Source organism: Vicinamibacteria bacterium (assembly GCA_035570235.1).
Taxonomy (GTDB): domain Bacteria; phylum Acidobacteriota; class Vicinamibacteria; order Fen-336; family Fen-336; genus DATMML01.
The window spans coordinates 1-14,771 of the sequence record DATMML010000012.1 but is presented as its reverse complement, the minus strand read 5'-3'; the positions used below and the strand labels follow the sequence as shown (position 1 = coordinate 14,771).

General features: G+C 70.5%; 13 protein-coding genes. 4 read left to right on the top strand and 9 right to left on the bottom strand.

Annotated elements, in window-relative coordinates:
• Positions 1-5: 5 nt before the first annotated feature.
• Positions 6-998, top strand: coding sequence for a radical SAM protein (locus VN461_01555; protein HXB53433.1), 993 nt, complete (start codon positions 6-8; stop codon positions 996-998).
• A gap of 38 nt (positions 999-1,036) precedes the next feature.
• Complete coding sequence (locus VN461_01550) at positions 1,037-1,801, top strand: enoyl-CoA hydratase/isomerase family protein (GenBank protein ID HXB53432.1); 765 nt, start codon at positions 1,037-1,039, stop codon at positions 1,799-1,801.
• 42 nt (positions 1,802-1,843) lie between these two features.
• On the opposite strand, the gene VN461_01545 is transcribed toward VN461_01550, so the two are convergent.
• The 4 genes from VN461_01545 to VN461_01530 all read right to left on the bottom strand — a co-directional run bounded on the left by VN461_01545 (position 1,844) and on the right by VN461_01530 (position 7,152).
• Positions 1,844-3,373: a biosynthetic peptidoglycan transglycosylase gene (locus tag VN461_01545; protein HXB53431.1), complete on the bottom strand. Its 1,530-nt coding sequence runs from the start codon at positions 3,371-3,373 to the stop codon at positions 1,844-1,846.
• 147 nt (positions 3,374-3,520) lie between these two features.
• Complete coding sequence (locus tag VN461_01540) at positions 3,521-6,379, bottom strand: FAD-binding and (Fe-S)-binding domain-containing protein (protein ID HXB53430.1); 2,859 nt, start codon at positions 6,377-6,379, stop codon at positions 3,521-3,523.
• Between the two features lie 12 nt (positions 6,380-6,391).
• Positions 6,392-6,805 carry a hypothetical protein gene (locus VN461_01535; protein HXB53429.1) on the bottom strand — a complete coding sequence of 138 codons (414 nt, stop codon included), beginning with the start codon at positions 6,803-6,805 and terminating at the stop codon, positions 6,392-6,394.
• 170 nt (positions 6,806-6,975) lie between these two features.
• On the bottom strand, positions 6,976-7,152 hold the full coding sequence (locus VN461_01530) for a hypothetical protein (GenBank protein ID HXB53428.1): 177 nt from the start codon (positions 7,150-7,152) through the stop codon (positions 6,976-6,978).
• Between the two features lie 240 nt (positions 7,153-7,392).
• On the opposite strand from VN461_01530, the gene VN461_01525 reads away from it, so the two are divergent.
• On the top strand, positions 7,393-7,899 hold the full coding sequence (locus VN461_01525; protein HXB53427.1) for a DoxX family protein: 507 nt from the start codon (positions 7,393-7,395) through the stop codon (positions 7,897-7,899).
• 43 nt (positions 7,900-7,942) lie between these two features.
• Here the strand turns inward: VN461_01525 and VN461_01520 are convergent, their stop codons facing one another.
• From VN461_01520 to VN461_01505, 4 genes are all read right to left on the bottom strand, one after another.
• Complete coding sequence (locus VN461_01520) at positions 7,943-9,211, bottom strand: hypothetical protein (GenBank protein HXB53426.1); 1,269 nt, start codon at positions 9,209-9,211, stop codon at positions 7,943-7,945.
• Between the two features lie 18 nt (positions 9,212-9,229).
• The gene (locus VN461_01515) at positions 9,230-9,937 is read right to left on the bottom strand and encodes a hypothetical protein (GenBank protein HXB53425.1); all 708 of its coding nucleotides are present in this window, start codon (positions 9,935-9,937) and stop codon (positions 9,230-9,232) included.
• An 87-nt stretch (positions 9,938-10,024) separates the two neighbouring features.
• Positions 10,025-10,672, bottom strand: coding sequence for an arylesterase (locus VN461_01510; protein ID HXB53424.1), 648 nt, complete (start codon positions 10,670-10,672; stop codon positions 10,025-10,027).
• Between the two features lie 5 nt (positions 10,673-10,677).
• Entirely contained in the window at positions 10,678-11,688 is a 1,011-nt protein-coding gene (locus VN461_01505) for an NAD(P)-dependent alcohol dehydrogenase (protein HXB53423.1), read from the bottom strand.
• A 408-nt stretch (positions 11,689-12,096) separates the two neighbouring features.
• On the opposite strand from VN461_01505, the gene VN461_01500 reads away from it, so the two are divergent.
• The gene (locus VN461_01500; protein ID HXB53422.1) at positions 12,097-13,368 is read left to right on the top strand and encodes an NYN domain-containing protein; all 1,272 of its coding nucleotides are present in this window, start codon (positions 12,097-12,099) and stop codon (positions 13,366-13,368) included.
• 3 nt (positions 13,369-13,371) lie between these two features.
• Here VN461_01500 and VN461_01495 read toward each other — a convergent pair.
• The coding region (locus VN461_01495; protein HXB53421.1) for a hypothetical protein at positions 13,372-14,771 on the bottom strand (1,400 nt) is incomplete at its 5' end.

Sequence of the window (14,771 nt, the reverse complement as noted above, 5' to 3'; positions counted from 1 at the left end):
AAGATATGGCGAAAGTCGCGTGTATGTTCCAGCCTGGCATCCCCGCCCCTCATCTGGCTCCGCTCATGGGCCGGGAGGCGCTCTCCGAGCGCGGCGGGGTGACCTACCGCGAGCTTGAGACCCGGTCCCTCCTGAACCGCTGCGACTCCCCGCGCATGCCCTTCCGCTGGACGGTCAACCCTTATCGCGGCTGCGCCATGGGCTGCCGCTACTGCTACGCCGCCTACACCCACGAGTTCATGGGGATCAAGGGAGGGGACGAGTTCCACTCCACGGTCTACGCCAAGTCGGGGGGGGAGACTGAGACCGCGAGGCGGCTGAGCGTGGTCCGCGGCCGGGGTGAGCTCGTCGCCCTGGGCACCGCTACCGATCCCTATCAGCCGGGCGAGGCGGAGTTCAAGGTCACCCGGCGCTTCCTGGAGCTCGTCGCCCGCCAGCGTGGCCTGCGGCTCTCGATCACCACCAAGGGCGCGCTCGTGCTCCGCGACCTCGATCTCTTGCTCCGCATCCATGAACGCTCCTCGCTCTCCGTCCATGTTTCCCTGATCTCGCCGCGCGCCCCGCTGCTGCGCGCCCTGGAGCCGTGGGCCCCGCCCCCGGAGGTGCGCATCGAGGTCCTGCGCCGCTTGGTGGAAGCGGGAATCGTGGCCGGCCTCTCCCTCGCCCCCGTCCTGCCCCTGCTCACGGACCGGGAAGCGGACCTGGACGAGTTGCTCGGCCGGGTGGCCGCGGCGGGGGTGAAACGGATGTTCTGGAACATCCTCTTCCTGCGCTCCCCCACACGGGAGAAGTACCTGCGCTGGCTAGCGGGAGCGTTCCCCCAGCACCTCGAGGCCTACGAGCGGGCCTATGCCGGGCACGTCTACTTGAAGGGGCGGTACCGCGATTGGCTCCGGGGCCGCATTGGGCGGCTCCGCGAGAAGCACGGACTTCAGGATGGGTTCCCGGTCGAGCCCGCTCCCCGCGCGCCCGCCGTCCAGCTCCCGCTCTGGGGATGAGATAATCACACGTCTTCGCGAGCGGAAAGGAGGCGGCGGTGGGCGGGATTCGGGTGGAAAGGCAAGGACACCTGGTCGTCCTGCGCATGGACAAGCCACGGGGCAACGCCATCGACGAGCCGTTCGTGGAAGAGCTCCTGCGGGCCTGCCGGGAGCTGGCCGGCGACGCGGGGGTCCGGGGGGTGCTTCTGGCCTCCGCTCATCCCAAGATGTTCTGCCCCGGCCTCGACCTCGTGACCCTCTTCGAGTACGACCGGCCGGGCATGGAGCGCTTCCTCGTCACTTTCGGGGAGGCCACGCTGGCCCTCTTCAGCCTCCCCAAGCCGCTCCTCGCCGCCATCGGCGGGCACGCGGTGGCGGGGGGTTGCGTGCTCGCCCTCACCGCCGACCATCGGATCCTGCGGCTGGGCTCCCAGATCGGCCTCAACGAGGTGCGGGTCGGGATCCCTCTTCCCTGGCCGGTGGCCATCCTCCTCAAGGCCGCCGTACCCCCCGCCTCCCTCTCCCGCGTGGCGCTCCTCGGCCAGAACTTCAAGGACGAGGAGGCGCGGTCGGTGGGCCTCGTGCATGAGGTCTTGGAGGAGGTGGGCTTCGAGGGGCAGTGCCTAGCGCGGCTGGAGGAGTTCGCGGAGAAGGACCCAACCGCCCTGGGACGGACCAAGGCCTACCTGCGCGAGGGGACCATCCGCGAGATTATCGGGCAAGAGGCCGCCCGTGCGGGCGAGTTCCTGAACGCCTGGTTCGGCCCCGCTGGACGGGCGGGCATCCGCCAGACCGTGGAAGCGCTCACCAAGCGCGGCTAGCGCGCCCCGGTTTCGGTCCGGGGCGGGGACCCGGAACGGGTCTTAGGGCCCGGGCATCTCGGGACGGCGGAATACGAGTTTCTCCTCGCGGGCTTGTTCGTACTCCTCATCCGTGATCGCCTCCACCGATCGGAGTTTGCTCAGGAGGTGGGTGACCAGAGGTTCGAAGCCGGGCGAGAGCTCTCCCCCTGCGAGGGAGCGTTGGTATTTGATGGGCCCCGGGATCAAGGCCACCAGGAACGCCATCTCCTTGACGCTGAGGTCTCGCGGCTCCTTGCCGAAGTAGTGGCGCGCCGCCGGCCGCAGGCCGTAGATCCCCGGACCCCACTCGATGATGTTCTGGTAGATCTCCAGGATCCGGTTCTTGCCCAGGGCCGACTCCAGGAGCAGGGTGAGCGCGAGCTCCTGAAGCTTGCGACCCAGGCTCTTCTCGCGGGAGAGGAAGAGGTTCTTGGCGAGCTGCTGGGTCAGGGTGGAGGCCCCTCGCGCCGCCGAGCCCCGTGCCCAGTCCGTGGCCAAGGCCACCGGGACCTCCGAGAGGTCGAGGCCTCGATGGCCGAAGAAGCCGGCGTCCTCGGCCAGGAGAAGCGCCCTCACGAAGAGCGGCGGAACCTCGCCCAGGGGAATGAAGTCCAGCGAACTGGGCGAAACCTCGATCGCGCGCCGGGTTCCGTCGGGCAGCTCGACCTCGTGGATGAAGTCGGTCTTGAGCCGCTCCACCGCGGGGACGGGCGTCCGCGGGGGCACGAAGTCCAGTCGGTGGTTCACGACAAAGGAGGAGGGGTCGGAGAGCCGGCCGGTGAAGCGGGCTTGGAGGGCCACGGTGCCGAGGTCCGCCGCGCCTGCGGGAAGGCCAAGGCCCGAGGTCGCGAGCAGCCGGGCCAGGTCCACTCTTTCCACGCGGAGGTCGAGGCCGAGCCGGGGGTCGTCCAGGGTCCCCGCGAGGACGATCGTCCCCGCAACCGCAACCCCCGCCGCCGCCACCCGCCCGTCGCCCGTGATCTCGCCCGGTTTCGCCGGGCCCACGCTGACTTCTCCATCGACGGCACCGAGGTCGACGGTAGGGACGTCGTTGACCAGGAGACGGGCCACGCTTGAGACGCGCAGGTGGTCAAGGCGAATGTTCGTTCGCTTCCGCTCTGCGAAATAGGAAACGATGAGCCCTTCGACCGGCTCCTTAAGAGTTGCCGAGCTGGCGCCCGTCCGCCGCGCCACCTCCCAGACCGTCGGCTCCACCTCGACCCGGAGGCCCCCCGGCAAGGCCGCCCCCCCGGGACCGATCGCAAGCCGGAGGACGGGGATCCCGCCCGCCCCGAGACGAAGGCTCAGGGCCACGCTCTCAGCGCGGAGAGCCAAGCGACCGCGCTGGAGGGAGAGATCCTTCAGGAGCAGGGGCGGGAAGAGCCCGAGGCGCACGCCCTCCACATGGGCGACCAGCCCGTAGCGCGCGGCCTCCGTCTCGATCGTGTTCCGGAGCTTCCCCTCGCCCCAGCTCTTCAGGAGACCAGCGGCGAGGAGCGCGGCCGCGAGAAGCAGGATCCACGGGGCCCAGGGACGCGCACGTCCGAGCACTAAGCCCTCTCCCGGTCCCGCGGGAGAGGTCCGAAGGCCGCGCGCCCGCACAGCTCGTCCCCGGGGATGGCTCGGAGAGCCCTCCCGAAGGCCGCCCCGGGTGCGGGGCCGTTCGGCCCCCTAGGCGCACACCCCCCGGGGGCGCGGTCAATCGCCAAAGACGGCCTCGTGAACGAGGTGGAGGACGGACCGACACGGACGCCCCACCGCCCGCGACATCCCGATCTCGCACGTGCGACAAGTGGAGTAGAGGCCGCCCCCTCTGGCCGCGAGCAATTCCCGCACCTCCGCCGCCTCGCGGGCGGCGGCACTCCGCGTCAGCTCGGGCACCAGGTATCCACGGTCTCCCGCGAAGCCACAGCATTCGGCCGCGTCGGCGACGACCACGCTCTCGCGGTGGGCCCGGGCTACCTTGAGCAGGTCAGGCAGGCCACCCACCCGCACGAGGGTGCAGGTGGGGTGGAGGACGGCGAAGCCGGAGAGCCGCGGGGGAGCGGACCGGCCGGGCAGGACCTCGCGGGCCCAGAAGGTCGGGAAGTCCTGGACGCGGAGACTCCGGCCGCTCTCCCTCAAGAGACCTGCGGACAGCTCCTGGAGGGTCCCCGCGCAGGGCGAGGCGTCGGTCACGACCACATCTCGGCCCTCGTGAGTCGCGCGCCACAGGGCAGACACGGTCTCCGCTCCGGCCCGCCGGGCCGCTTCCGGAAACGCCTTGCCCGCAAACGGCAGCCCGCAGCAGAGGCGGCCGATGCCATCGGGATAGCGTACGTCCACCCCTGCCCAGCGCAGGACATCGAGGGCGGCGCGCGCGGGGGGGAGGGCGTTCTCCCCAGGAAGCTCGCCCAGGATGCGCGTGAGGCAACTCGGGAAGTACACGACGGCCCGCCCGCCGCGGGGGCCCGGGAGGGCGGGTAGAGCGGACGCCGCGCGGGGCAGCTCGAGGTCCGGGGCCAACCTGGGCACGAGCGAGGGCAGCCCGCGGTGCAGCAGGTCGGTCAGGGCCTCGAGCGCGAGCCCGCCCCCGGGGACCGAGCGCAGGGCGCGGCCCGCGCGGAGGCTGGTGCGGGCGAGGGAAGCCAGGAGCCCGAAGTGCCCGGCCGCCCAGGTGGCGGCTCGACGCGCAAAGGGGGGCTGGGCGGCGGCCTTGATCTCCTTGATGAGGGCGCCGGTGTCGATCTTGACCGGGCAGGAGGTCTGGCACATGGAGTCACCCGCGCAGCTGGCGATTCCCTCGTAAGCGAAGTCGGCGCGCAGAGCGGAGGCGAGATCCCCCGCTTCCCGGCTGGCTTCGGCGTCCAGTCGCGCGAGCTCCCGCGTCACTCGGATCCGTTGCCGCGGCGTCAGGGTGAGATCCCGAGAGGGGCAGCGGGGCTCGCAAAGGCCGCACTCGATGCAGCGATCGGCCAGGAGCGAGATGGAGGGCATGGGCTTCAGATTCTGGAGGTGGGCACGGGGATCGTCGTTCAGGACCACTCCCGGGTTCAGGATCCCGTGCGGGTCAAGCAGGGCCTTGATTCGTCGCATCACCCCGTAGGCTCGGTCGCCCCATTCCCGGCGCACGAAGGGAGCCATGTTCCGGCCCGAACCGTGCTCGGCCTTGATCGCCCCGTCGTACTTGGCGACCACCAGGTCCACGAGGGCCTCCAAGAAGCGCCCATAGCGCTCCACCGCTTCGGGACGGCGCAAGTCCTCGGCCATGACGAAGTGCAGGTTTCCGTCCTTGGCATGGCCGAAGAGGATGGTGTCGGGAAGGCCGTGGCGAGCGAAGAGCGACTGGCAATCGGCGATGGCCTCGGCCAGGCGCTCGGTGGGCACGGCCACGTCCTCGGTCAGGAAGGAAGTCCCGGAGGGTCTGAGGGCCCCCACCCGCGAGGCCAAGCCTTTGCGCAGGCGCCAATGCTGCTCCCGCTCGACGGGGTCGGTGGTGAAGCGAAAGGGAGCGAGCAGGTTGAAAGGAGCCAGAGCGGACTTGGCCCGGGCCAGCGCCGTCTCCAGCTCTCCCTCGTCGGCGGCGCGAAACTCGGTGAGCAGCGCGGCCACGCGATCCCCGATCGGGAACGGGTAGGCCCGGTCGTCCGCCTGGGAGCGCAGGGAGGCGGCGTCCATGATCTCAAGGGCATCCGCACCCGCCGCCGCCAGCGGCGCCACCGCGGCTCCCGCCTCCTTGAGATCGGCAAAATAAAGCAGGCCCGTGGCCCGGGCCGGGGGCTCGGGCACGGTTTTGAGCGTCATCTCGGCCACGAAAGCCAGGGTCCCCTCGGAGCCGACCATGAGGTGGGCCAGGATGTCGGCGGGGGCGTCGAAGTCCAGGAGAGCGTTCAAGCTGTAGCCGGTGGTGTTCTTCCGCGAGAACTTGGCCCGGATGCGGGCGGCGAGGGGGGCGTCGGCCCGCACCTCGTCGCGCAGGAGCCGGATGGCCGCGTGGAGGGCGGGCCGCTCGCGCTGCAGCGTGGCGTCGGCGTCGCTGCGCGCGGTGTCCACCCAGGTGCCGTCCGCGAGCAACACGGCCAAGGAATCGAGGGTGTGGTAACTGTTCTGGGCCACGCCGCAACACATGCCCGAGGAGTTGTTGGCGAGGATCCCGCCCATCATGGCGGCATCGATAGAGGCCGGATCGGGACCAATGCGCGCGCGGTGCGGGGCAAGGAGGCGGTTCAGGTGTCCGCCCACCACCCCCGGTTGGGTCCAGACCCGACGGCCGCGGTCGAGGACTCGGGCCGCCCGCCAGTGGGGCGCAAGCTCCAGCAGCAGGTCATCGCTCAGAGCCTGGCCCGAGAGCGAGGTCCCGGCAGCCCGGAACGTGAGCCGCCGCCCGTGGGCGTGGGCATAGTCGAAGAGGCCGCGGATCTCAGCGAGATCCCGGGGCCGCACCACGGCCTGCGGGATCAGCTGGTACATGGAGGCGTCGGCGGAACGCCCGAGGCGATCGAGGGGACGGGCCAAGACGCGGTCGGGAGACAGAATGCGGCCGAGGTCGCGAAGAAGTGCGGGGTCCGGGGGCTGCACGGAGGGGTCCCCTTAGGGGGAGGACGCCTCGCCCACCGGCACCTTGAACCGGTAGCGTGTCCCCCCCGCGTTGAGCGTGATGGTGACAGTCCGCGGGGTCGTGACGCGGTCCCGGGTCTCCCCCTGACGGTCCGTGACCAGAATGTTGCCGCCCGAGTAGAGCGTCCCCGTGGACGCGCGGAAGCGCACCTCCACCCCCGGATACGCCGCGCCCCCCCGCTTTTGCACCCGCACCAGGAGCTGGGCAGAACCGCCCCCCGCGGGCAGCCGCGGCGGCTCGGCCCAGGCGGCCACGATGATCTCCTCCTCGACCTTCTTGACGGGAAGCGGCTCCTCCTCCGCGGGGTGCCTGAACCTGCTGCACCCGGCCAGGGCTCCCCCCAGGAGCAGAACCATAGCGAGACGCTTCGGAAGGGTGGCGGGCATGAGCTCCTGGGTTGCGAAACCCGAGAAGACTATCCTACAACGCCAACCTGCTTCTGACGGGACGGCACGCCGCTGTTCTGTGTGGGTTTCGATCGTTGGGCCCACCTGCCGAGGGGACGAGCGGCAAGGACAAGCCCCCCGGGGTCCAGGATCATCCGCGCCGCACAAGGCTAGCGTCGTCCGACATCCGCCAACGGCACCATTCGAGGCGTCTCGCGTCGCTTCAGCTCCTCGCGAAGCTCGCGGAGTTCTCGGACGTCGTAGATAGTAGTTCCAGCTAGAACGAGGAGGAAAAGGGAAACGAGCCACCGGAACCAGTCACGGGGAGCCTTCGAGACGTTTTCCATTCGTACCTCTCCTTCGCAAATCTATCCTACCCGGGGCGCGGTTTCCGACCGAGTAGCCTTTCCGTGCCGGCCCTTGCTCGTCTTTAAGCGACGTGCTCCCCCGCTCCACGCGGCGGCGGGTTGACGTAGGATCTAGAGGCCCGTTTCGGGGAATGTCGGGCCGACGACCACGAAATGATCGTGCCTGTGCGGCCCGGTCGTGGTGGTCGCGCCGCTTCGTTCGGTCGATTGGAGGTCGAGATGCCCGCCTCTGCCGTCGTTCGTCGTGCCGCGAACCTGGGACTGAGCATTGCGGCCGTCCTCGGCTTCCTGGCCCCTCTCGCCACCCGCCTTGTCGTGGGGTGGGCCTTCTACCTGACCGGCCACGGGAAATGGGAGCACTTCGACAACACGGTCACCTTCTTCACCGAGCTAGGCATCCCCTTCCCCGTCGCCAACGCCGCTTTCGTGGCGAGCTTGGAGTTCGTGGGCGGGATCTGCCTGATCCTGGGCCTCCTCACGCGTCTGATGGCCGCGGGCCTGGCCTCCACCATGGTCGTCGCCCTCCTCACCGCGGACCGGCAGCGCTTCGTCGAATCTTGGAGCTCGGCGAGCGAGATCAGTCCCACCGACATATCCTCCTTCGTATTCCTGCTCTTCTTTCTCTGGCTCGCGCTCTACGGCCCCGGCGTCTTGAGCCTGGACACGCTTCTCGCCCGGCGGTTGGGTGTGGGCGGGTCCGCGGGGGGAAAGGCCGCGGCCAGATGAGCTTGGGGAGCGAGCACGGTCTGGCGTCTCTGCCGACCCGGACCTAATCGAGCTCCCCCTCCACGAACCAGGCCTCGCGCAGCCGATCGCGGAAGATCCGATAGACGCCCGTCCCCAGGGCCACGTCCCATTCCTCACGGCTCCAAGCCACGTCCCACCAGTCGCCGGAGGCACGCCAGGGGCCGGCCCACTCCACGACCGCCCCCCGGACGCCAGGAGCGGAGACAAACCCGGGGGCGCCGTCCCGCAGGACAACGTTCGCGGGGAGGGGAGGGCGGAAGACGCGCAAGGCAACCCGCGCCCGCAAGGGACCTCCGGCCGTTGCCCCGCCCGTGGCCGGACCGGGCAGGAACGTCCCCACCGCGAATGCCCCCGGCCGGTGCGTGTCGAGCAGAGCGGCGGCCCCGCCGCGGCCGGCCGTGGTCCAGGCGTGGAGACGCGCCATCGTTTCCGCCAACCGCTCCGGGGAGGGCTGAGCGGGATCCAGGAGCGAGAACTGGATGGTGCGGGCGGGGGTGGGTTCCGCGCGCACGGTAATCGTCTGGACCGCTTCCGACGGGGGATGGACCTCGAGGTCGAGGAGGATCAGTGTCCGCCAGGTCCGCGGTTCCACCGAAGGGGCAGCGGGCTTCAAGGTTCGGGAGTGGAGCGAGCCGTCCACGAGCCGCAGGTCGAGGGTGAGGGCGGCGGCGCGGCGGCCGCGCGCAGCGAGGCCGTGGCAGAGCGGCTCCAGGACGCGGGTGAGGAGGAAAGAGAGCGGTTCTAGACCGTCCACGGGCCAGTCCAGGTCCAGGGTGAGAGCGAAGGTCTCCGGAAGCGGGGTGGGAACGAGGGGCACGTCGTCTTCCCCCCGGGCGAGACGGCGGAGGCGGGGGCCGTCGGGGCCCAGGCGGCTGGAGAGACCCGCCGCGGGCAGCCCCGCCAGGTCGCCGATGGTACGGAGGCCCCAGCGGTGGAAGAGTTCCTGGCGTTGGGGGTCGAGGTCGAGGAGGAGGAGGGGCAAGGGAGCGAGGGCCGCGGCCTCCTGGCCAGCGGGGATGATGGTCAGGCCCGCGCGTCCTCGGGCCGCCATGAGGGCGGCGGCGCGGGTCCAGGCCAGGGCGACGTGCGGCGTGAGCCGCCTCTCGCATGCCGCGCGGAGCAGGGCTTGGCCGAGGCCCTCGACCGTGGGCCAGACCCGGCCCAAGCCGTGGAGGTCGAGCAGCACCGGCGTGGGGCCCCGGGCCTCGACCCGGGGCGTGAACTCACGGGCGAGATCGAGGAGCGCGTGGTCGGAAGGAAGAGGCCGTGGGGAATGAAGTCCTCCGTACATGGAGCGTTCCCGCGGCTCTCAACTGAACGCCTGCAGCTCGAGGTCGGTGCGACGGACGGCGTAGCCCCCGGCCAGGGCCTGGGCGCCGAGGCCCCGGAGCAGGCGGCCCGGCCCGGGGGGTCCGGACCAGCGCGGACCGGCGGGCTCGAGGCGCAGGGAGACGCCGCCGGGGCCCCGGGCGGTGTGGGCATCGGCGAGGAGCATGAAAACCGTGGGTGTCTCCTCCACCATCCGCTGCAGGCGGATCCAAGTGGCGCCGGGTAAGCGGCGCGTCTCGGGCACGGGAACCCCCGCCAGGTCCAGGACCACGGCCTCGAAGAGGCCGGAGCCCAGGAGCGTGCCCACGGCGGCGACGGCTTCCGGCAGTCCACGGGAGGTGCGCGGCTGTCCGCGCAGCCAGAGCAAACGCGTGAGGTCGACGCCGGTGGCAGCGGCGGAGGCGGGGTCCAGGCGGTCTTCCGGGTCCACCCAAGCCGCGAGCGCACCCCGGCGCGTGGTGCGGGCGAGGAGGCCGAGGGCGAGACCGGTGCGCCCCGATGAGGCGGGGCCATAAGCTTCCGATACCTGGCCGCGGGGGAACCCACCGCCGAGGAGGGCATCGATCGCTGGGATACCGGTGGGCAGGGGCGAGAGCCGGCGGTCCTCGCCGCGCAGGGGCGGAGCCTCCTCTTGGAGGCGACGCGCCCGGAGGAGGTCCTGGAGGGCGATCTTGAGGGGGGAACCCATCTTCGCTTTTTCTTCGCTATTGTGTTCTCGCCCCTCCCCCCTTGTCAAGCCGCGATGCCACGCACCGAATGCCCCTATCCACGCACGTCAGGGACGCTTCCCGGCCCGGACCTCGGCCAGCAGCAGCTCCAGGTGGGGCAGAAGGTTGGTAGCCACCCGCTCCTGGCCCACGGCCGAGGGGTGCAGCCCTTCGGGAAAGGTCATCTCCGGCCGGCCGGCCACCCCCTCCAAGAGGAAGGGCACGAGCGGGAGGCGGTAGTCGGCGGCCAGCCGCTCGTAAATTTCACCGAAGCGCCGCGCGTACTCGGGGTCGCGACCGGGCGGGATGCGCATCCCGGCCAGGAGGACGTGCACCCCTCTCCCTCGAGCGCGGCTCACGATGTCGCGGAGGTTCGTTTCGACGGCGGCCAGGGGCAACCCGCGCAGGCCATCGTTGATCCCGAGGGCCACCACCAGGACATCCGGCCGCAGCTGCAGCACTCCCTCGAGGCGCTCCCCGCCCTGGGCCACCGTGTCTCCGCTCACCCCGGCGTTCAGCACGCGTATGGGCCGCCCGCGCTCCCGCAGCGCCCGCTGCGCCCGCGCGGGATAGGCCTGATCGGGCGGCAGCTTCCAGCCGGAGGTGAGGCTATCCCCGAGGAAGGCCACGAGCGGACCTTGCGACCACCCCGTCCAGAAGAAAAGGCATCCGATAGAGACGGCCAGCGCGAGCAGGCCGAGAAGCCGCCCCCTCATGGCCTTCAGATGCGGATGCCGATCTTGCCGAAGTGAGCCTGCCCGGCCAGATACTCCAGGGCGGCCCGGGCCTCCGCGAACGGGAACACACGATCCAGCACCGGGCGCAGCTGGTGGAAGGCGATGGCGCGGTTCATGGCCTCGAAGGTCTCCCGGCTCCCCACCATCACTCCCTGGACGCGGACATTTTGCATGAGGATCGGGGCCAGGTTCAGATCGGCGGTGAGGCCAGTGAGGTTGCCGATCAAGCTGATGTGGCCGCCTATGCGTACTGAGCGGAGCGAGCGGGAGAGGGTGCCGGAGCCACCCACCTCGAGCACGTGGTCGGTCCCCACGCCCCCCGTCAGCTCCTTCACCTTCTTCTCCCAGTCCGGCGTGGCTTTGTAATTGATGAGCTCCGACGCGCCCAGGGCCCGCGCCCGGGCCAGCTTCTCGTCGCTCGAGGAGGTGACGATCACGCGCGCGCCCAGCAGGCGGGCGAACTGAAGGGCGAAGAGGGAGACCCCGCCTGTGCCCAGGACGAGCAGGGTATCGCCGGCTTTGAGGCCCCCCTGGGTCACGAGGGCGCTCCATGCCGTCACCGCCGCGCAGGGGAGGGTGGCCGCCTCTTCGTCGCTGAGGTGGGCGGGCACCGGCACCACTCCTTCTTCGGGCAGGACGATATGGTCGGCGAGCATGCCGTCGAGGGGGCCGCCCAGGGTGGAGAGCAGCTTCTGCCGGGTGGGCTCGCCAGCGAGCCACTTCTGCGCGAAGGTCCCCGCCACGCGGTCCCCCTCCTTCACGCGGGTCACTCCATCGCCGAGCCGCACCACCTCTCCCACGCCGTCGGAGAGGGGGATGAGGGGCAGCGGCTGCTTGGGATTGTAGAGACCCTGGACCATGAGGAGGTCCCGATAGTTGAGGGAAGCAGCCCGGACCCGGAGGAGGACGTGGCCGGGACCGGGGCTAGGATCCGCACGCTCGGTTGGGGTGAGCGCGTCCAGGCCGAAAGTCTTGCGGATCTCGAACGCCTTCATACCCACGCCTCCCCCGGGCTCTTCGAGAGCAGAGCCTCCCCAGGCAAAGGCTCCGCTCCTTGCCCCCGCGTGCTCCGATCTTCCGGCTCCGTCTCCACCCTCTGCGATTGCCCCCGTCCCGCTAAGTGTACGACCTGGCCAACGGTAAGGCGCGCGGTTGCCTGCCCCTGCGAGGGAGGGGAGAGGGAGAGCCGCGAGCCCGCGCAAAGGCCCGGCCCAACCGCCACGCGTCACAACCGGCGGCCAGCAGTGTGCTTGCAGCGCGCCAAAACCGCTGGAGTCGGCCCAAGACCTGTGCTACCATCAGGTTACCCCCGTGGCCCCGGGAGCGTATTGAACCCGGGCGCCCCCGCCCGGGACCCCAGGGTCCGGGTCGGGTGTCTTTTCCTTGACCCCTCAGGAGGAAGTTTGGCAGTCAATCCCCAGGACGAGCAACGACTCGGTCTATTCATCGACTTCGAAAACATCGCCATCGGCGTCCGTGACGCCCACTACCGCAAGTTCGACATCAACCTTGTCCTGGAGCGGCTGCTCGACAAGGGCAAGCTCCTAGTCAAGAAGGCCTATGCCGACTGGAGCCGCTACTCCGACTACAAGCGCAGCTTCCACGAGGCGGCCATCGAGCTGATCGAGGTACCCCAGAAATCGGTGGGCGGCAAGAACTCCGCGGATATCCGTCTGGTCGTGGACGCAATGGACATGTCCTTCCAGAAAGAGCACATCAACTGCTTCGTGGTGGCCTCGGGGGATTCCGACTTCTCCCCTCTCGTCTCGAAGCTCAAGGAAAACAACAAATACGTGATCGGCCTGGGGGTCAAGAACTCCACCTCCGACCTGCTCATCGAGAACTGCGACGAGTTCATCTTCTACGAGGACCTCGTCCGCGGACAACAGCGTACACTCCCGCAGATCGCGAACGTGCCGGAAAAGGTCCAGGAGTGCTTTGCCCTCCTCGTGGATTCCGTTCTCGCCCTGCAGCGCGAGAACAAGGAGATCCTCTGGGGCTCCATGGTCAAGGAGACCATGAAGCGGAAGAAGCCCTCCTTCAACGAGACCTACTACGGCTTCCGCACCTTCAGCCATCTGCTGGAGGACGGGCAACGCCGCGGCATCGTCACTCTCCGGCGGGACCAGAGGTCGGGCAGCTACATCGTGGAGGACCTCGGCGCCGCCTCCACCGCCACCGCCGCCGCCCGGATGGAGGCTCCCACGGTGGGGAGCCTGCCCCGTCCGGCGGAAGCGCCCACCGCGCTCGCCGCCGCCGCCCCCTCCGCGGAGGCCGCGGAGGCCTCCAACGGCACGCGGAACCCGCGGCGACGACGAGGTCGCGGACGCCGGGCCCGTGGAGCATCGACGCTGGCCGCGGGCGCGTTCATGGACCCGGCCGCCTCGCCCCACCCGGACGATGCCGATGCGGATGAGGGTGACGAGCACGACGAGGGCGAAGAGACTCTCTCCCACGAGGAGCACGAGCACGATCCCCACGCGGAAGCCGGGAGCGCGCCCCCCCCTCACCAAGCTCACCCGGAAGCATCACCTCCGCCCGCGCCGGCCCCCGCACCCGGGCCTGCGGAGCCCGAGCGGCCGTCGTTCTCGCTCTTCTCGTGGATCCGGCGGGACCAGACGGAGGCGCCGCCACCCCATCCCCCCGAGGGACGGAAGCCAGAGTCGCGGGACTGAGGTTCAGCCTGGAAACAGGCTGAGAACGAACCAGTCCTCCACCCCGGGCACGCTCTCGGTCCCGAGGCTCCCCCCGTGCAGTTCGGCGATCCTGCGGGCCAGGTTGAGCCCCAGCCCCGGGGGGGGGCTGGTCGTCCCCGCCGCCGGCGTGGGCGAGCCCACACTCAGGAGCACGCGACCCCCCCCCGTCTCGGCGCGGATCTCAACGGGGACGTTGCCGCCCGGGCCGCACACGTGGTCGAGGAGGGTCCGGACCGCTACCCGCAGCAGCGCGGGATCCCCGGAGACCGATTCCGCTCCGGGGGCGATGCGGACCGTGACCTGTTCGGAGCGGAGCTCGGCGAGGAGATCCTCGACCAGGATGGACTCGCGCTCGATCTCGCCCTTGCTGAAGCCAAGGAGGGAGCGCCCCGAGGAGAGTGCTGAGGCCAGAGAGGGGGCGAGGCGCGCGAACTCCTCTAAGAACCAGGGTGGGGCGTCGGGGCGACGTCTCATCTCCCCCAAACGATCACGGAGCTCTACTAGCGAGCGGACCACGTCTTCGAGGCCGCGAAGGGACGCCGTGCCGGTGAGGGCCATCTCCAGGGCCCGCTCCGCTCCCCGCACCGTCTCCAGGGTGGCCGCGAGCTCCAAGGAGGCGGAGAGGCCCCGCGCGACTTCGCCGAGATGGGCGAGGGTGTCGGGCGCGGGCCGCACGGCGTCGGGGGTGTAGTAGAGAGCGGCCAGGCCTTGCAGGCCGCGGGGCGTGCGGAAGGGAACGCTGACGACGGCGGTGAAAGAGGGCTCCCCGCGGTCGAGGGCCTGACCGAGGTCGAGGTTCTCGGCCCCATCGTGGAGGCGAGGGGCGTCCAGGGGTGCGCTCTCAAGCACGTGGCGCAGCGCTCCCGGGGCCGCCAAGAGTGGTTCGTCGCGGAGGCCCAGGAGGGCCGCGGCGCGGAGACCCCGCCCCCCGCTCTGGGGAAGGAGGAAGGTCGCCTGCGAAACCCGAGTGACGTCCGCCATCCGGGAAAGCACTCCCTTGAGGGTCGACTCAAGGGGCTTCCCGGCCAGGATGTCCTGGGAGGCCAAGAGCGCCTGCTGCAGGTCCTCGAGCCGGCGCCGGGCGAGGTCACGCTCCTCCCTGAGGTCGGTGATCGCAGCGCCGAGCTGGGACGAGGCCTCGGCATACGACTCCACCAGCGTCTCGTTGGCCCGAGCGTCCGGCTTTCCTCCCGGGCTGCGCATTGATTCTTCGGCTTGGGGGGCGACGCGCACCACGGTCCGTGTCGCGGGCGCGACCGGGGGTTGAGGCGGGGCGGGGGCAGGGAGGGAGGCGGCGGGGGCAGGGGATGCGGAAGCGGCGACCGGGGGCGGCGGCGCGGAGGCCGTGGAGGTGGGAGCGGCCGGAGCGGCGGGGCGGGGTG

Coding starts and splice junctions, on each gene's coding strand:
- VN461_01555 (HXB53433.1), top strand. CDS start 6: ATGGCGAAAGTCGCGTGTATGTTCCAGCCTGGCATCCCCGCCCCTCAT.
- VN461_01535 (HXB53429.1), bottom strand. CDS start 6,805: ATGCCCGCCACCCTTCCGAAGCGTCTCGCTATGGTTCTGCTCCTGGGG.
- VN461_01530 (HXB53428.1), bottom strand. CDS start 7,152: ATGGAAAACGTCTCGAAGGCTCCCCGTGACTGGTTCCGGTGGCTCGTT.
- VN461_01525 (HXB53427.1), top strand. CDS start 7,393: ATGCCCGCCTCTGCCGTCGTTCGTCGTGCCGCGAACCTGGGACTGAGC.
- VN461_01520 (HXB53426.1), bottom strand. CDS start 9,211: ATGTACGGAGGACTTCATTCCCCACGGCCTCTTCCTTCCGACCACGCG.
- VN461_01515 (HXB53425.1), bottom strand. CDS start 9,937: ATGGGTTCCCCCCTCAAGATCGCCCTCCAGGACCTCCTCCGGGCGCGT.
- VN461_01510 (HXB53424.1), bottom strand. CDS start 10,672: ATGAGGGGGCGGCTTCTCGGCCTGCTCGCGCTGGCCGTCTCTATCGGA.
- VN461_01505 (HXB53423.1), bottom strand. CDS start 11,688: ATGAAGGCGTTCGAGATCCGCAAGACTTTCGGCCTGGACGCGCTCACC.